Below are 17,627 nucleotides of genomic sequence, written 5' to 3' on the forward strand. Positions count from 1 at the left end.
GGACGTCCCGATCGGGACGTCCCTTTCCTTTCGGTGTGCAGCCCTTAGCCGAGCCCGAGCTGAACGAACAGGAACCAGACCAAAAGCGGTACAACGCCGATCATCGCTATGGCCCACAGCAGCAGTGCGCGGAAAAACATCCGCTCGTCCTTGGGCTGCGCGCTTGCCATCAGAAGTGCTCCACTGGTGGACATGGGGCTGACGTCAACTACGGAGGAACTGATGGCGATAGCCGTCACCACGCCTATTGGCGAAAGCAGGGGGTCCATGGCAATGGGCTCGATCACGGGGCTGATGACCCCCAACGTTCCCGTGGTGGACGCGAAGGCCGAAACAATGGCCACCACGTAGCTGGCGATCAAGGCAGCAATCGAACTGTTACCCAGGCCCGCAATGCCTTCCTGGAGTTCCTTCAGCGCACCCATTTTCTCAAGCATGCCCACATAGGTGACGATTCCGGTGACCAGGATGATGGCTGACCAAGGCATACTTTCCAACGCCGGCTTCTGCACGTTGGAGTCCGGGATGATCAGCACGCCCGCGATGACCAACGAGGCAACTCCCACATCCAGTCCCAGCACGGTGGTGAGCACCAGGAGGGATGCGATCCCGGCAAGCGTCAGGATGCGCATGGGGGTGGCAGCCACCTTGGCCGGGCCGGATGCCAGGGTGCTCTGCCCCGCAACTGAAGTTTGCGCCGGTGCCGTAAGCACGGCCACGCCGGATCCTGCAGTGCCTTTGGGTGAGGGTGCGGAGGCGCCGCCGTCGATGGCTATGGCGGGGGCGCCGTCGCCGATGGGGCCCGCTTTTGCTGCCCGGCGCTTCACGATGGCCTGCACCAGAACGTAGGCAATCACGGCCAGGGCGGCATTGAAGACGAAGCAGTAGGCGTAGAGCTTGAACGAGCCGTCTGAGGCTCCGGCGCCGTCCAGCATTTTGTTGCCCAGGACGCCGAAGGGGTTGACAGGGGAGAAGGCCCCGGCGTTGGCGCCCTGGACAATGACCAGGCCCATGGCCAGAGTGCTGATGCCGAATCGCATTCCAAGCGCCAGGCCAACCGGAGCGACAATGGCAATGGCGGCCGGTGTGAAGGCGCCGGCCGAAGCCAGCGCAGCAGTGAGCAGGAACATGAGGACCGGGACCAGTACTCTGCGGTTACCGGCGAGCCGTTCTGCCCAGTAGGCCAGCAAATCGATGGTGCCGTTGATCCGTACAATGGCGAAGAGCAGCGTGGCCCCTACCAGGATGAAAAACAGTCCGGCGGGGAACTGCCCGATGACGTCCTTGACGGACATCCCGGCCAGCAGTGTGCCCACGCCGAACGCGGCGATGGTGGCAAGGAGTCCGGCGTTGATCTTGGTGAACGAGCCGACGGCGAATGCCGCCACGAGCACCAGGAACGCGATGAGTGACAGCGACATAGTGCCCGCCGCCTAAGCTTTCGCCGCTGTCAGCACACCAGCGCCCGACAGCAGGCTGCCCGCTCCGCTGATGGCCGGCTGGTGGCCTAATGCCTTGAGGATTTCGTAGGTGGTGGCGGTGGCCGCTGTGATGACTGGGAGCCCCAGCTCGTCCTCGACTGCCTGGACGGCGGCAAGCGAGGGCATCTGGACGCAGGCGGAAAGGACGACGGCGTCGGCGCCTTCGCGCTGCAGGCTTCGGGCCAGTGCGGGCAGGTTCTGCGGATCAAGGCAGCCCACTGCGAGGTTATCGGCTACTTCAAGGCTGATGGCGTCCAGCACGGTGATGCCCGAGCCTTCGATATAGTCCACCACCATTTTGGTCAGCGGCTTCATGTATGGGGTGATCATGGCTACCTTGCCCGCGCCGATTTCGTGCAGGGTGCGGACCAATGCACCAGCGCTGCTGGTGACCGGCGCGGGGTGTCCATTGCTGGCGGCGGCATCTGCGATCACCCTTTCGGAGCCGTCGTGGGCTTCAGGGCCTTGGGCCATCACGGCCACCAGGCAGGCGTAGGCGATGACGTCCACGTCGGCGTCGGAAACCGCTTCGGCGCACTGGGCTGCCTTGCCGACCATGGCCAGCAGCTCTTCCCGGGTGACCTTCTTCATGCCTGCGCGGGCGGAGTGGAAGGTGTATTTGTGCCCGGTCGCTTCAGCTTGGCGCCGGAACAGTTCCGGCAGTTCAGTCTCCATGGTGGTGTTGGAGCTGGGGACGATCAGTCCCACGCGGCTGCTCCCGGGACGCTTGGGCTCGGGGGCGGTTTCGCAGGTGGTTGCGGCGTTGTTGCTCATGGGATTCTCCACGTCTTTGTGATGGGGCATTGGGGTAAACCCATAAAGTGGGTTCGCATCCCATGATGTGGGTCACAGGGAGGGATGTCAAATAGATCACGTTCACGTATTGCCGACAGCCTCGCTAAGCTGGAGCCTGCTGGCGAAGAGGACTGAAGGGGCATTGGACGTGGCGAAGGAACAGGGGGCTGGGGCTTCGCCCCTGTTGGTCCTGCATAAGGTCGCGGAGATTCTGGACTGTTTTTCCGTGGATGAGCCGGAGCCAACGCTGCAACAGATCATCCGCAAGACAGGACTGCCGTCCAGTACTTGCCAGCGATTGGTCCAGAACATGCTCCGCGAGGGGTTCCTGGATCGCGACGGCGACCGGTACCGGATCGGCATCGGACTGGTCCGCTGGGCAACCCCTGGGACGTTCGGACTGGACGTGGTCCGGCTGGTGAAGCCGGTTCTGCAGCAGTTACGCGACGAAACCGGTGAAACCGCCTGCCTGTACGTCCGGGATGGCGCGTTCCGCACCGTCGTCGCGGTGGCCGAGACCCGGCACGTGGTGATGCGTCCGTTCATGGTGGGTATGGTCATGCCGCTTCACGCGGGCGCTCCAGGAAAGGTGTTCCTGGCCTTTGACCCCGGCGCCTGGGACGCCTTGGACGAGGAGGTGCTCGAGGCCTTTACTCCTGATACCCCGGTGACACTTCAGACGTTGAAGGAGCAAGCTGCCGTGGCACGGGCGCAGGGATACTACGCGGCCTTCGGGGAACGTAACCAGGATGTGGGGTCCATCAGTGCGCCGGTCTTCGACCACGCCGGTCGTTTGGCATGCGCTGTGGGCCTGGGCTTCCCCACCCAGCGGGTCGGACCCGCCGATGTTGCGCGGCTGGGGCCCGTGGTAGCCCGCGCGGGTCGAGAAGCAAGTTACGCCCTTGGGTACCAAGGCAGCGACATCTTTGCCGGGCTCCACGGCAACGCATAAACAAGTGTGCCAACCCTGCCCCTGGGCACGATTACGGGCCCAGCGGCCCAGTACGACGCGGGTCCTGGCGGAGCCCGCCCTTGTCGTCCTTGAGCTCGTGGCCGGGGCTGTCGTCGGAAGCGTCCCGTTGACGAAGCCCACCTTTGTCGTCCACCCGGGCTGGCGGCAACGTGACCGGTTCGGCCGGGACGATCCGGGTCGCCGGGACGGGCTCAGGCACCGCCGCGATGCTTGGTGCGGGTGCTGGACTGACGGACGGCGGCTGTCCGGGTGCGGGCGTGTCTTCAGCAGCAGTGGCCCCGGTACTGGTATTTACAGTTGAGACCACGACGCCAGGGGCGACACCAGGCGGCGGTCCGGCACTCGCTTGTGCCCACACAGACAGGCCTGCAGCGCCGAGAACGGCAGCGAGTGGGAGATACCACATCTTTGACATTGGTCTTCCTTCCATGTGCTGGTTCCACCACTCTTCCTTGCCGCTGTGAAAGGGAAATGAATCTTCCATGAGAGACTTCTCATCCATGGTCCACAGGGGTGCTCCCGGTTGCTGCTTCAGTGCCTGCTTCGACAGGGGTGAACCGGTAGCCGGCTCCCCGGACTGACTGGAAATGCTCAGGACCAAGTTTGGCGCGCAGATATCCGACATAAACGTCCACCACGTTTGAGGCCCCGTCAAAGTCGTAGCCCCAGACCCTGCTAAGCAGCTGCTCGCGGCTCAGCAGCTTGCCAGCGTGGTCCAAGAACACGTGCGCCATGGCAAACTCGCGGGCGGTTAATTGGACCGAACGGCCCCGGACGATGGCGCTGCGGAGGTCCATGTCCAGCCTGACGTCGCCACTGGCAGGGGCCGCGGCCTCCTGCGTGGCTGGATTCTCCCTCAACCTGAGCCGTATCCGCGACAGCAGCTCCTCGAAACGGAACGGCTTGCTCATATAGTCGTCCGCGCCGCCGTCGAGCGCCGCCAGCTCGTCAGGGAGCGAATCCCGTGCAGTCAGGACGATTACCGGAACCGTGCACTTCATGTCACGCAACGCCGTCAGTACGCTCAGTCCGTCCATGCGGGGCATGCCAATATCCAGTATCAGCAGGTCGAATTCACCGGAACTGCCGTAGTCCAAGGCCTGTATGCCGTCTCCCGCCGAGGAAGTGGTGTGGCCGGCCGCCCTCAGGCCTTTGCCGATAAAGGCAACGATCCGCGGCTCGTCGTCGGCGATCAGAATGCGAGCCACGATGTTCCACCCGGCAGGGCAAGGGCGAACCGGCTGCCTCCGTTGACACGGGATGTCAGCCGGACCGAGCCCCCGTGCGCCTCAGCAATAGCTTTGACGATGGCCAATCCCAAGCCTGATCCTTCGGCGCCCCTGGACACCCCTGCCCTGGCGAACCGGTCAAATATCCGCTCCTGGTCCGCCGCGCTGATGCCGCAACCGGTATCGGCTACCCAGATTTCAATGATGGGCTCGTCGTGTCTTTCGCCGGAAGGGCAGTTCTCCGGCGCGACCCACGCTGCACCGATGGAGATAATGTCCCCGGGGTCCGTGGATTGTACGGCATTGGCCGCGAGTTGTTCCATGGCTTGGGTGAGGCGATTGCGATCTGCCCGGAACCAGCCGCCAGGCAACTGTTCAATCTGCCAGTGCCGGTCTCCCAGCACCCGGATCCGTTCCATGGCAGCTTCGAGGAACGAATCGGCATCGACCCAGTCCGGCTGGAAAAAGTCGGCCCGTCCGCTTCGGGCCAGAACAAGGAGTTCGTTGACAAGGGACTGCATTCGGTCCACCTCTTCGAGGAGCAGGCCCCTTGTTTCCGCGACCTCGAGAACATCCGAGGGCTCGACGAGCTGAAGGTGGCCACCGATGATGGTCAGGGGAGTGCGCAATTCGTGGCTGGCATCATCCACGAAGTGGCGCTGGTCCTCAATGCCTGCTTCCAACCGGTCCAGCATGCGGTTGAAGTCGGCTGCCAACTGGGACACGTCGTCATCGCCGGGGGGTACCGAAACACGGCTGCTGACGTCCTCGAAGGTGGTGTGTTCCGTTGCCTGGCGCAGCCGGCGGATGGGAACGAACAGGCGGCCCGTCACTACGTACCCCACACCACCGGCCAGCACCAGTATGACCAAGGAAACTGCAGCGAAGGTTCCGAATGAGGCCACCATCTGTTCCCGTTGTTGTCCGATCTGATTGGCTGCAACCAAGAGTCCGATTGCCGAATTTCCGCCCAGGGAAACGGGGGTGATGGCCAGCCGCACGGTATGGCCATCAAGGTTCAGATCCCGCAGGGCTATGGAGTCGTTGACGGGCACAGCGCGCACGGCGTCGAGGACTTGGGGGTGGCCCAGGTTGAGCGCCTGTTCCCCGGCGGGCAGGAAGGTGTTCCCGCCAATAACGGTGGCCATCACGGATTCGTGGCGTCCCAAGGTGCCGCCGCGGAGGAAGACGGTGAAGAGATCATCCAGGGAATCATAGGGTCGGCCCTCGGGAGTGCCCTGGTCCGCGATGGTCTGGAGGCGTTGGGACTGACGGAGGAGATCCTCGCTGACCCGGTTGTTCAGCTCCCCGAGGTCCACCGCAAGTGTGGTAGTGCCGGCCACGAACAGTCCCACTGCCAGGAAGGCCACGACTGAGGCCAATACGCGGGCCCGCACAGTCCGGAACCCTGCCCGAAGTTTTTGCACCCTTGTCCGTGTGACCTGCATGAGGGTCATGGCTGTATGCGGAACATGCTGTTGGAACCCTGGGCGAGTTGGACCGGATGGGGTGGCGGCGGGGGCTCTGCGCAGTTCCATGGGCGCTCCGATCGGCTTCAGGCTGGGTTCCGCGGCAGGGTGCTTCATTCCACCTCGGTTGACCGTCTATCTCCTAAACTAGAGGGCCCTGCTTGGAGAATTCTTTGGTGCGGGCAACCAGGATTCAGGCAGGCACTGCATGGTTTTTCCAACGTCCCCCGCAACGGGTCGGCGGCAACGTAACGAACCAGCCCCGTCTGCCATTCGGGTTGCCTTTCAGGCCCTGGAGCCCTTTCCGCCGGTTCTGTCAGCCCGCAGCTCTGTCTGCAAGTTGTTTGCGGTGATTTCGTCGGGTCGGCCGGACGGTGTTCAGGCCCGGCTCAGCCGGCCCGCTCAATGTCACATCGATGATGGTGCCGGCCCCCGGGGAGGATCTGACGTGAAAGGTGCCGCCGGCGTGCTTGATCGTATCGCCGAGAATCCTCAGCCCGTAGTGCCCTTCGTTGCTCTCCTGGTTCGGTTCAAAGCCGTGTCCGTTGTCGCTGACTGTAATCCTCGTGAGTCGATCAGATTGCCGGATCCGGATGTGTACTGAGGTCGCCGAGGAATGCTTCGTTGCATTGACCAGTGCTTCCCGGACCACCCGGTACATCAGTGCGGCCCGGTCCCGGTCTGCGACCAGATGGTCGGGAAATTCCATAGTCAGCGTGATGCCCCTGTCTACCAGTGGAGCCGCCAACCGCGTGAGGGATGCTTTGAGGCCCATGCGCTCCAAGTCCGGTGGATACAGTTCGTTGGTCATGGCCCGCAGTGTCCGTACAGTGTTTTGAAGCATCAATCGGGCGTTGCTGAAGACGGGCCGTAAGTTTGGCGGCCCCCGCCGCTCCTCGGATTCCAGTGCGTAAGCCAACCCCGAGAGGTCTTGGATGACGTCGTCGTGAAGTTCACTCGCGACCTGTCGCCGTTCCCGGTCGGAGGCTTCTACGGCGTACCTCAGGAGGGCGTGTTTTGCGGCTTGATGTCCCTGGATTCTCCGGGCCAACCGGACAGCCGGAAAGAGTTGGGCGAGCTGAAGTGCTGCAAGGGACAGGATCATCGGAGGGATCATGCCCATGAGGACTTCATGTTGCTCGCGGCGGACATTTTCTCCAGGGGAGTACGTTTCGAAGATCATCGGTGCGCCGCTGACCGAACGTGACCGGACGTAAACTTCCACCAGTTCCCCCGCACCTGATTCGTAAACATTCTCCTGCTCGGTTTGGGTTTCCAAAGTTGCAGTAGCCGGTCCGCCGTCAAGAAGCTTGCGGGCCCAGTCTTCCTGCTGAAATTGCTGACCGATCAGTGAGTCCATATCCGAGTAGACCACGGTGCCGTGTTCGTCCCACACCTTTATCCTGGTGAGCGTTCCGGTGGTCAGCCAGGGTGCCAAGCGCTGATCGAGCAGGTCCAGGGCCATACGTTCCCGGGCGAGCAGTTCCGTCGAGATGAGGGGGCCTACGACGTTATCAGCAAGGCGCTGTGTCATGTCACGGGCGTTCGCCAGCGCATGCTGTTCTGCTTCGGCGCGGATCCAAAAGATGACGGGCGTTGCAAGAAGGATGAGGGCCACGAACCCCGCGGTAACAAATCGTGCCACAGCTGCCTGGACTTCCCGGCGCTCAGCAGTACTGGGCTCGTATCCGCCTGGCGGCTGCTCCACCCTGACGCTTCCTGGTCAGCGGCCCGGATGCCCGGGAGCAACGGGGCCGCTGCCCAGTCCGGCTACCAGTGACGGGTGGACAATCATGTTGCCGGACCGTGCGTGCCGCAGGGTATCCAGCATGACGCCGAGGGATCCGTCTTTGGGAAGAAAGGCGCAGATTCCCATGCCGGCGGCTTCCCGCAGGGCTTCCTGGGACGGATTACCCGTCAGCATGACAATCCGCGTTCCAGGATCAAGGGCGAGGATGCGTTCGGCTGCCGTGAGCCCTGAACCGTCCGTGAGGTAGAGGTCCATGAGCACCACGTCGGGCCGGGTCTCTTGATACATCGTTACGGCCGCGGCAGCGGACCTGGCGGCACCTACGCTTTGCAAGTCGGGTTCCCTGTCCAACGCCCCGGCCAGCAGGTCGGAGAAGGTCGTGTGGTCATCGACGATGAGGATTCGCAGGCGTTCGACATCGGTCAGGGCTGTTCGCTCTTTGCTGGTCGTGGCGCGGGGAGGACCATCCACTGACCGGGTGTCCCGGACGGCCGTGAGCGCCAGCAATCTGGCCTGGGCCTCGGTCAGTGCCTGATTCGGTGTGCAGCCCAGTTCGCTGGCCATGATTTTGCGGCAGCGGTCAAAGGCCGTGAGGGCCGCGACCGCGTCTCCGTTGCGTTCGAGCCCGACTACGAGCGTGGTCCATGCCCGCTCATTGAGCGGGTCCAGCCTCGTGACAGACTCACTGATGGTTATTGCCTGATCCAGTTCGCCTACGGAGAGGGCAACTTCAGCGGCTCTGACCTTGACGGCTGCGACGCGTGTTGCATGCCCCGCCCGTTCATCCTCTGCCCACGCCGGCAGGAGCTCGTCACCAAGCAGCGGCGCGGAAGCGAGGTCCAGCGCCTCCGTGAGCAGGTCCAAGGCTCGCCTCGGTGGCGCTTGACTGGCCTGCTTGGTCAGGGTTCCGAACCGGTCCAGGTCCAGGTCCACCATGGTGGCATCGATGGCGTACCCGCCGGTGACTGTTCGGACGGGTCCGGATCTGCCGAAGCCGGGCTGCAGATGGCGGCGCAGAACACTGACATAGCTTTCGAGTGTTGGTAGGGCGACGGCGGGGTGCTTACCGTCCCAGAGCAGGTCCATCAGGCGGGTCTTGGAGACCGCAGTCCCGAAATTAAGGAGCAGAATCTCAAGGACCTGGCGGGGCTTCGGCCCGCCGAGGTCGTTGGCGCTCAGTTCGGTGTCGCCACGGTGGATGGTCAACGGCCCCAGCACTCGTACGTGGAGTCGGGGCCCGTTCCATGATGGCGTCGGTTCCTGTGGGATGGCCACCGGATGGTTGGCGAGATTGAGAGTGTTCACTGGTGTTCCATCGTGTAGTTCAGATGCATCCAGACCATTGAATCCACCGGCAGAATACCGGACAACAGTGGTGGGTACTCATTTTTCTGCTCATGTTGGTTCGCGGCTACTTGGTTCGGGAGTCCCGGTACTTGGTTTGCGTACCCGGGTTCTACCCATCCCGGCCTTTGCCCGGTAGCCGCAGAACACAGATCAGGGGCCCGGCGTCGTCCGTTTGGACGGACGACGCCGGGCCCCTGCGGCGGGGTGCAGTACTACTTGTTCACCACAGTGATGGGTCCTGCCGTGCCACCGAGCGTGGATTCAATCCAGATGGTGCCGGGGTTGGCTGCCGGTGCGTTCCCGTCCCTGAGCCGTAAGGTGAAGATCCCCCCTGTCCCAGGCGCGGCTGCTGCGGTAACAGGCGCCGTGCCGAGGACTGCGCCACCGGGCCCGCCGGACCGTACGGTGATCGTTCCGCCTACTACGGTGCTGGTGCCGTCGACCCGGAAGTCACGGCTCTTCCATTGCCCTTGCGCTGTGACGCGGTCCGGGATAGGCGTCACAGTGACGACGTCGGTCTTCGTGCCTCCGCCTGCGGTTACCGTCAGCTCGAACGTGAGCGGTTTGTTGGTCATTGGGTATTTGTAGACGGGCAGGCTGAACGTGGGCTGCAGCGTGGTGCTGCCTGCCAAGTTGACTGCGTCCGGGTCGGTCGGGTTGCTCAGCACCTGCCTCCATTGGTAAGTGGCGCCAGTGGCGGTGGACCCTGTGCCGTCGAGCGTTACATTGGACGCTGTAGTGCGTCGGACGATGCTTTGGTCAGGTCCGGCGTTGGCTACTACCTCTCCCTGGACTGTGACCGGTTCGCTCTTGGCGGATTCGGGACTGTCGCCGTTGGCGTTGCTTGCCCTGACCGTGAAGCGGTACTCTGTGTCGCCGTCGAGTCCGTCGTAGACAAGGCTGGTTACGTTTCCCGCCACCTTTTTCTGTGACCCGAATGCACCGTTCCCGGTGTAGGCCTGGACGGTGTAGCCCGAGATGGTCAAACCTTCAGCGCCAGGGTTGGGTGCAGTCCAGGAAACTGTGGCGCTGCCCTTGCCGGCTACGGGTGCTCCGGTGAAGGCCGGGGCGTCCGGGACGGGGTTATTGGTGATGATGAATTCTACGGTGCCATTGTCCGAGACGTTTCCCGAAGGGTCGATGGCGGCGTACGTGAGCTTAGTGCTTGCAGATACTGGAACCGGCCCCTTGTAGAGGTTGGCATCCTCAGCGGCGACGCCACCGCTTCCGATGGGGTCGCTCCCGTCCAGTGTGTAGAAGATGTCGCTGCCCAGCTCGTTCGCAGTAAGAGTCAGCTCCTGGGCTGTTGGGAAGGTGCCACCGTTGGGGGAGGCGGTCACCAGGGGTTTGGTTGTGTCCGTCTCCGGGATGAATGGAACAGCAGGGAAGGTTTCTCCTGCAGCACTGACAGAAACGACGTACACGTCGTAGGCTTCGTCGGACCTGAGGCCCTTGATGACCGTGCTGGCAGCTTTGGGGTCACTGACGCGCACGCCGGTCTCGGTCTGTTCATTGCCCGTACGTGTGTGTCCGACGGCGGTGATCCGATAACCGCTGATGGCCGGGGTGCCGGGGATTGCCTCCGCCGGGGTCCAGTTGACCTTCAGGTCGGAGCCGGTCTTTGACACCTTGACGTTGGTGGGCCCTGCGGGGCCGGACTGTAGGGGCCCGTTGGGGCAGCCACCCATTCCCGGACCGCCCAGCTCACCAAACTCTGCGATGGTCAGGCCTTGGCGGTTGGCGTCCGCGTCTTCGACCTCCCAGGCCATGGCGCGCTCACCTGAGGCCGCCGCAGCAATCCCGGCGGTGGCGGCGTCGTTGAATTCGTAGGTGGCCGTGAAGGTCCCGTCAGGGCCGAACGTAAGACTTGAACTGTATCCGTTTTCGACCGTAAGCGGCCCTGGTACCGCGCGAACATCCCGGCGGCCAACACTGGTGTCCTTGAGGGCAGGCTCCACGATCCTCTGCTCCATTTGGGCTGGGTTGACGTTGGCTCCGGCATGGCCCTTGACCGTCAGGGTGGTGCCTGACAGTGATGAGTGCTCGGTGACGTACGCGTCTTGGACGGTCGTGGCCCCTGCCTCGGCGCCGTTGAATTTGATGGAAACGACGTCGCCGGGCCGGATGTCGGGGGTGACGTTCAGCCCGGTGCCGGCGCCCCAGCAATACCCCCCGGGGTGGTTGATCTCGAAGGCGACGTCGCCGGCGGCGACAACGCCCTGGGCGGACCCTACGACGCCGGCTCCCTTTCGCGTGACCTCAACCAACCCTGTTTGGCCCACTCGGTCCTGGTAGCCCTCGATGGTGACGAAGTCCCGGTCCGGGAAAACCACCAGGTTGTCCGGGAACGTTGGCACGGCAGCGTTGGCGGAGGGAATAGCTATCAGGGACGTGGCGCAAAGTACTGCGGAGATTCCGGCAATGGTGCCGGCCCTGCCGTACCTGCGGGGGAACTGCGGTCCTCCCGGTGCATGTAGTTTTTCATTCATGACAACCTCACTGGTGCTGGGTGCTGGGTGCTTGCGCGCGTTGACTGCGCATGAACCGACGTTAGGAAAGCGACCTTGCGGAAACGCTGTCCTGGCGGACCCCGACAGGACGCGCATCACCCTGTGGGCTGCTGCTGAATCACCAGTCAGCACTGATCCCAAGGGTTTCACTAGAATCGGCGGGAACACTCGGCGCCATGGCACTGACAGCAGCCCGTAGGCACGTGAGGGTCCTTGTACCCCTGGCCTTGCTCATACTCGTAGGGTCCTTAGTGGCCGGAATCGTGACTACAGGGCCGCGGAAGCCGCCGGCCATGCTGGGCGCGTCCGGAACAACCGACGGCGGATTGGGACGTATCAATGGCGTCATCCCCGTCGAAGCCGACGGCTGGACGCCGCCGACAGCGGCGGCAGCACTCGACAAGCCACCGGTCGGGGAAATGCACCGCGTGCGAATCCTCGTGGAGTTCACGGCCACGGGTAGCGATGGCATCACCTTCGACCCGTCGCGGTACTCCGTCTCGGCCTTGGGTGCTGCCAAGTGGAAGCCGGTCTGGGCCGCGCCGGGCCCGGCCGTTGTCAGGCAGGGACAGAGCATCGACGCCACGCTGGTCTTCGAACTTCCGGACCGTGCAGTGGATCTGACCCTCGAGTTGCCCGGAGGCCCCGGCCTGTCCCTCGGTGCAGGTCATCATCGACCCAAGTGATCAAGCAGGGCCCTCGCATGAACTTCCAAGGTTTTCCCAAGAACACGGCAATGCGGGCAGGGAATCCCCAAGCTGGTCCCGGCAGAGTCGGCGTATTGAGCAAAGGAGGCACCTAAATGACCATTTCACGCCGCCAGGTCTTGTTGATTGGAGGCCTGGGAGTTCTCGGGGCTGGAGCCGCGATGTTTCCGACCGGTTCGGTGGAGGCCAAATCGGCCAGCCGCCTCAGTGACAAGGAGATGCCCCGACCATTCCAGGCAGACTTTGTCCAAGCACCCTTCCTTGGACCCTATGCCAAAGGCATCGATCCGGTCGACGGGCTGCCGGTCAATTACTACAAGGTGACCGAACAGGCCGCAACAGCCAGGATCCTCCCGAGGCTGACCACGCCTATCCTTGGGTACAACGGAATCTTCCCCGGACCCACTATCAGCCTGGATCAAGGTACAAAAGCTGTGCTGAGAGTCCGCAACCAGCTCCCCGCGCAGCATGCGCTGGATGGACACGCCCTGTCTACTTCCACCCATCTGCACGGATCAGCCTCGTTGCCACAATATGACGGCTACGCCTCCGACATCACGCATCCTGGGTTCTTCAAGGATTACCACTATCCCAACTTCCAGCCCGCCCGTACCCTCTGGTACCACGACCACGGCGTCCATTTCACGGCGATGAATGCCTACTCCGGTTTGGCAGCGCAGTACCACATGCATGACCCGATCGAGCGGCAATTGCTCCCGCAGGGCCGGTACGATGTGGCTCTGACCATCAATGACGTCATGTTCGCCTCAGACGGCTCACTCGGCTACGACGACAACACCCACTCGGGACTTTGGGGAGACGTGATCCTGGTCAACGGCAAGCCTTGGCCCGTGATGAAAGTTCAGAAGCGTGTCTACCGCTTCAGGGTACTGAACGCCTCCATTTCCCGTTCCCTAAGGCCCACCCTGAGCACAGGGGATCCTTTGGTGGTGGTCGGAACCGATGGGGGCCTCATGCCCACGTCCCAAAGCGTAGCCAGCTATCGGCACGGCGGCGCGGAACGGTACGAGATCCTCATCGACTTCCGAAATTACAAGACCGGACAGCGGGTTGAGCTGAGAAACCTGTCCAACAAGAACAACGTGGACTACGACTACACCAACAAGATCATGGCCTTCGATGTCACCGACGAGGCCGTGGACACCACGGACCCGACGTGGAACCGGATACCCACCACCCTGACGGGGAGCGAGGCGATGACGCTGAAATCAAGCCAGGCGGTAAAGACCCGCACCTTCCGGGTCAAGCGCAGCGACAGCACCAACCTGTGGACCATCAACGACGACAGTTGGCAGCACGTCATTGCCAGTGGATACAAAAAGGTCGCCGCGGACCCGGCCTTGAACTCGGTGGAACTTTGGGAGATCGAAAACAAATCGGGCGGCTGGTTCCACCCGGTCCACATCCACCTGGTCGATTTTCAGATCCTCAGCCGCAACGGTCAGGCACCTTACCCCCACGAACGGGGACCGAAGGACGTCGTGTACGTCGGTGAGGACGAAAAGGTCAGGCTACTCATGAAATTCACGCCCCACCCTGGCCTCTACATGATGCACTGTCACAACCTCCCGCATGAGGACCACGACATGATGGTCCAGTTCCGAGTGGGCCTCAAAGAGTCGGATCCGGACGTCAACGACCCGATGACGGCGGCGAAAGCAGAGTGGGACGACACGAAAGAATGAGAGCACGTGGCCTCGCGCTGGCAATCATCCCGGTCCTGGTCATCCTCGCCACGCGAGCGTGGTTGGTGGAACCGTTCACTGTGTCCTCCGACAGCATGGAGCCAGCCATTGGCGAGGGTTCGGTGGTGCTGGTGTACAAACCGGCCGCATCAGCGGGGCTCATACGCAGGGGCGTTGTTGTGGCCTTTGCAAGCCCTGATGGCAATACGGCCATCAAAAGGGTCGTTGCCCTTGAAGGTCAGATTGTAGAGCTCCGAGACGCTGAGCTCTACGTGGACGGGAAACACGTGGAGGAACCCCGCATCGATCACAGCCGTATCGATGCGAGCTACTTCGGACCAATGACTGTTCCGGCCGGCACCATTTTCGTGCTGGGCGACAACAGGGGAGTCTCCATTGATTCCCGGGACTACGGGACGGTGCCCCTGACGTCCGTCCAAGGCACCATCATGGCCCATACCTGATTTCACGAGCCATGTGGTTCATGTCTGGACCCCTGCGTCGGGGTGTCCTATGGTGGGGGAATCAACGGCCTTTGGCCGGATGGGGCTCCACCGTGGAGGTGCATCTTGGGTATCATTTCGTCCGGATTCCGTGGACGGCGTGCGGAGAACCCTGCCCTGCCTCCAGGCCAGCATGAGACACCAGACTTTCCCGTACTCACGGCCGGACCCGCTCCGTCAATCCCTATCGACTCCTGGGAATTCTTCATCACCACGGAGGGTGGCCAGCGGTATTCCTGGTCCTGGGACGACTTCATGGCTTTGCCGCAGGAAGAAATTTCCCAGAATATTCACTGTGTGACCAGTTGGTCCAAAATGGGAACGAGGTGGCGGGGAGTTCTGCTGGACACGTTCTTCGAAATGGTGGAACCGACCAGCGACTTCGCCATGGCCCATTCCTTCGGCGGCTACACAACGAATATCCCACTCTGGGATCTCTTGGGCGGGAAGGCCTGGGTGGTGTGGGAATTCGATGGACAACCGCTGGCCCGGGCCCACGGTGGTCCGGCGCGGCTTCTGGTACCGCACCTGTATTTTTGGAAAAGTGCCAAATGGATTCACGGCTTGGAGCTGACGGGGGAGGACATTCCCGGTTTTTGGGAATCAAACGGCTATCACCTTCATGGCAATCCGTGGCGAGAGGAGCGGTACTCGTGAGGCGCGTGCCATGAGCTCCGTATGGCAGGTCGCTGAAGTGGTCGGCGGGACGCACGAAACCGACACAGCACGGACGATACGGCTGCGCGTGGAGGGCCTGAGGGGACACCTTGCGGGCCAGCATATCGACATCCGCCTTACCGCCGATGACGGCTATACTGCCATCCGCTCGTACTCGGTGGCATCTGCGGGTTTGGATGGACATCTGGAAATTACCGTCGATGAACTGCCCGACGGCGAAGTGTCCCCTTACCTTGTCCGGAACCTGTCCGTAGGCGATCAGTTGGAAATTCGGGGGCCCGTAGGCGGCTGGTTTGTTTGGCGGCCCAGCCGCGTGAACCCCGTGCAACTGATCGGGGGAGGTTCGGGGGTGGTGCCGCTCATGTCCATGATTCGCGCCCACCAGGCTTCCCGTAACGTATCGCCTTTCCGGCTGCTTTACTCCCTCAAGTCCCCTGAGACCTTGCTTTACCGAGACGAACTGCGCAGGTTGGACCGCGAATCGGCAAAGTTGTCGGTGGACTACGTCTTTACGCGTTCGACGCCGGAGGGGTGGCCGTCCGTACCGGCCCGTCTGACGTCGGACACCCTTTTGGCAACGATTTTTCCGATCAGGGAGATTCCGGACGTATTTGTCTGCGGACAAACAGTATTCGTAGAGGCGGTTGCGGACTGGCTTGTGAACGCCGGCTACCCGGCGGAGTCGATCCGGACCGAACGCTTTGGCGGGACGGGAGGCATCCAGTGAACAGCGCCGACAACTTCACTGCTTCCGAACCCGAGGATCAGGACATCGCCGCTGCAGCCCATCATGCGATCCCGTATCTCGACGGGAATGCAGCGGCGGGCGCCTTGTCTGAAGTCTTCCGGATCGACATCATCGCCGCCCTCGGACGCTGCCGGCATTGCGGTTCAGTACGCTACTTTGGGGCGGCCATGGTCTTTACCGACGCCCCCGGCCTGGTGGTGCGGTGTCGCGACTGCCAGGGTGTCCTCCTACGGGTGGTCGAGACACCAACCCGGTATTGGCTGGATCTGAGCGGTCTTAGCTACCTCGAGATCGACCGCGAGGAGTAATCCGCACCAGGGTGGATCACCCAGCGCCGGAATCGTCCGATCTCTTGCGGTTCCGCTCGCTTGCAGGCTTGGTGCGTCGCTCCTCTTCGGGCTCCCATTGACGTGCGAGTAGTCAGGAAGGTGCGTTCCCTGTGGACCCCCGCACCTGCAACTGGGATGGCACTTCGTGCAGCCGGGCCGGAAGACCCGGAGCTGCCAGGCGCTCGAGGATGAACTTTCCGGCCTCGACGCCCACTGCCAGATTGCCGTTGTCCACGGAGGTCAGCGAGAGGTGCCGGATTTTGGCCAGATAGGTGTTGTCGTAGCCCACGAGTGAGAGGTCCTTAGGTACCGAAAGCCCAAGGTCGTCAGCGGCGGATAATGCGCCGATACAGGCGATGTCGTTGTAGGCGAAGATCGCGGTTGGCCTGTCCGTTCCTGCCAGGAGGCGGCTCGCGGCAGCGTACGCGCTTTCCTCACTCATTCCGCCGGCAACCACCACCATTGGTGCCAGTCCGGCCTCGCGTATGGTTCGTTCGAATGATTCGCGCCGGATCTTGCCCACCTCGCCGGGCCCCTGCAGGTGCGCGATCCTGCGGTGCCCCAGTGTGAGGAGGTGTTCGGTCGCCTGCCGGGCGCCGTCGTCGTCGTCATTGACCACGATGTCGACGCCGGGGAGGTGCGGTTCGCGGGTTCCGGCCAAAACGACGGGAATACTCTGCGCCGCCTTTTCGATGGCGGCCGACTCCGGGGTGGTACCCACCACCACCACGCCATCGATCCGCTGCTCCAGCAAGGTTTCCAAGGAGCTGCGGCCCACGCGGGTGTCGGTGTAGGAATCGGCCAGAACCGGTGAAATACCGGCCGCGTGCAGGGACGCCGTCAGCCCTTCCAGCAGTTCCACGAACCAGGGGTTTCGGATGTCATTGAGCATCACGCCGATGGTTCCGCTTCGAGGGCCGGACAGGCGTTGGGCCAGCCGGTTGGGTCGGTAACCCAGCTCCTCCATGGCCTTCAGGACAGCACGGCGGCGGCCCTCACTGACGTTGACCGACCCCTGGAGGACCAGTGAGACCAAGGACTTGGAAACCCCTGCGGCGCTCGCGACATCGCGGATGGTGGGCTTGGGCCTTGGTGTGCTGGAAGCGTCACTCACGCACTGGTCCTCTCGTTGCGACGAATTTCATTCAAGCTTAGAGGCTTGACTGTGTGGGCTCTTCATGGCCACTATGGACCGGTCCAAGTATATTCCAAATAATCAATGAGGATCTATCAATGAGTGCACCTGACTCGCGCCGACTGGTCGCTGGAATGGTCGGTGGCGGTCCGGGCGCCGACATCGGCAAGACCCACCGTTACGCCATGCGGCTGGATGGCCACTACGATCTCCGGGCAGGAATTTTCGGGCGCGATGAGAGCAGTTCCCACGCCACCGCCGTCGAAC

The 17,627-nt window shown here is 62.7% G+C and carries 16 protein-coding genes; 7 read left to right on the forward strand and 9 right to left on the reverse strand.

Annotated elements, in window-relative coordinates:
• Positions 1-44 precede the first annotated feature (44 nt).
• Both LRQ04_RS19490 and LRQ04_RS19495 read right to left on the reverse strand, forming a co-directional pair.
• Positions 45-1,421, reverse strand: coding sequence for an SLC13 family permease (locus tag LRQ04_RS19490; protein WP_235521958.1), 1,377 nt, complete (start codon positions 1,419-1,421; stop codon positions 45-47).
• A gap of 12 nt (positions 1,422-1,433) precedes the next feature.
• Entirely contained in the window at positions 1,434-2,255 is an 822-nt protein-coding gene (locus LRQ04_RS19495) for an Asp/Glu racemase (RefSeq protein WP_235521959.1), read from the reverse strand.
• A gap of 169 nt (positions 2,256-2,424) precedes the next feature.
• Between LRQ04_RS19495 and LRQ04_RS19500 the strand changes: the two genes are divergently transcribed.
• Entirely contained in the window at positions 2,425-3,228 is an 804-nt protein-coding gene (locus LRQ04_RS19500) for an IclR family transcriptional regulator (protein ID WP_235521960.1), read from the forward strand.
• A 31-nt stretch (positions 3,229-3,259) separates the two neighbouring features.
• On the opposite strand, the gene LRQ04_RS19505 is transcribed toward LRQ04_RS19500, so the two are convergent.
• The 6 genes from LRQ04_RS19505 to LRQ04_RS19530 form a co-directional block, all read right to left on the reverse strand.
• Positions 3,260-3,664: a hypothetical protein gene (locus LRQ04_RS19505; protein ID WP_235521961.1), complete on the reverse strand. Its 405-nt coding sequence runs from the start codon at positions 3,662-3,664 to the stop codon at positions 3,260-3,262.
• Between the two features lie 79 nt (positions 3,665-3,743).
• A complete protein-coding gene (locus LRQ04_RS19510) occupies positions 3,744-4,457 on the reverse strand; it encodes a response regulator transcription factor (RefSeq protein WP_235521962.1) in 714 nt (237 codons plus the stop codon).
• The gene (locus tag LRQ04_RS19515; protein WP_235521963.1) at positions 4,442-5,935 is read right to left on the reverse strand and encodes a cell wall metabolism sensor histidine kinase WalK; all 1,494 of its coding nucleotides are present in this window, start codon (positions 5,933-5,935) and stop codon (positions 4,442-4,444) included. The genes LRQ04_RS19510 and LRQ04_RS19515 overlap by 16 nt, the downstream gene beginning before the upstream one ends.
• A gap of 328 nt (positions 5,936-6,263) precedes the next feature.
• Entirely contained in the window at positions 6,264-7,655 is a 1,392-nt protein-coding gene (locus tag LRQ04_RS20715) for a sensor histidine kinase (protein ID WP_235521964.1), read from the reverse strand.
• Between the two features lie 15 nt (positions 7,656-7,670).
• Entirely contained in the window at positions 7,671-9,002 is a 1,332-nt protein-coding gene (locus tag LRQ04_RS19525) for a BTAD domain-containing putative transcriptional regulator (protein WP_235521965.1), read from the reverse strand.
• A gap of 254 nt (positions 9,003-9,256) precedes the next feature.
• Positions 9,257-11,533: a fibronectin type III domain-containing protein gene (locus LRQ04_RS19530; RefSeq protein ID WP_235521966.1), complete on the reverse strand. Its 2,277-nt coding sequence runs from the start codon at positions 11,531-11,533 to the stop codon at positions 9,257-9,259.
• Positions 11,534-11,730: 197 nt separating this feature from the next.
• Here LRQ04_RS19530 and LRQ04_RS19535 point away from each other — a divergent pair, with 197 nt between their 5' ends.
• The 6 genes from LRQ04_RS19535 (at position 11,731) to LRQ04_RS19560 (ending at position 16,204) form a co-directional block, all read left to right on the forward strand.
• Positions 11,731-12,240 carry a DUF4352 domain-containing protein gene (locus LRQ04_RS19535; protein ID WP_235521967.1) on the forward strand — a complete coding sequence of 170 codons (510 nt, stop codon included), beginning with the start codon at positions 11,731-11,733 and terminating at the stop codon, positions 12,238-12,240.
• Positions 12,241-12,356: 116 nt separating this feature from the next.
• Positions 12,357-13,967 carry a multicopper oxidase family protein gene (locus LRQ04_RS19540; RefSeq protein ID WP_235521968.1) on the forward strand — a complete coding sequence of 537 codons (1,611 nt, stop codon included), beginning with the start codon at positions 12,357-12,359 and terminating at the stop codon, positions 13,965-13,967.
• Positions 13,964-14,431, forward strand: a complete 468-nt coding sequence (lepB, locus tag LRQ04_RS19545; protein WP_235521969.1) for a signal peptidase I — start codon at positions 13,964-13,966, stop codon at positions 14,429-14,431. Before LRQ04_RS19540 ends, lepB begins: the two co-directional genes overlap by 4 nt.
• 105 nt (positions 14,432-14,536) lie before the next feature.
• On the forward strand, positions 14,537-15,127 hold the full coding sequence (locus LRQ04_RS19550) for a sulfite oxidase-like oxidoreductase (RefSeq protein WP_235521970.1): 591 nt from the start codon (positions 14,537-14,539) through the stop codon (positions 15,125-15,127).
• 10 nt (positions 15,128-15,137) lie between these two features.
• Complete coding sequence (locus LRQ04_RS19555) at positions 15,138-15,875, forward strand: ferredoxin reductase (RefSeq protein ID WP_235521971.1); 738 nt, start codon at positions 15,138-15,140, stop codon at positions 15,873-15,875.
• Positions 15,872-16,204, forward strand: coding sequence for a DUF6510 family protein (locus LRQ04_RS19560; protein WP_235521972.1), 333 nt, complete (start codon positions 15,872-15,874; stop codon positions 16,202-16,204). The genes LRQ04_RS19555 and LRQ04_RS19560 overlap by 4 nt, the downstream gene beginning before the upstream one ends.
• A gap of 112 nt (positions 16,205-16,316) precedes the next feature.
• Here the strand turns inward: LRQ04_RS19560 and LRQ04_RS19565 are convergent, their stop codons facing one another.
• Positions 16,317-17,339, reverse strand: coding sequence for a LacI family DNA-binding transcriptional regulator (locus tag LRQ04_RS19565; RefSeq protein ID WP_235521973.1), 1,023 nt, complete (start codon positions 17,337-17,339; stop codon positions 16,317-16,319).
• Positions 17,340-17,627: the final 288 nt, after the last annotated feature.

The organism is Paenarthrobacter sp. AR 02 (assembly GCF_021538675.1).
GTDB lineage: Bacteria > Actinomycetota > Actinomycetes > Actinomycetales > Micrococcaceae > Arthrobacter.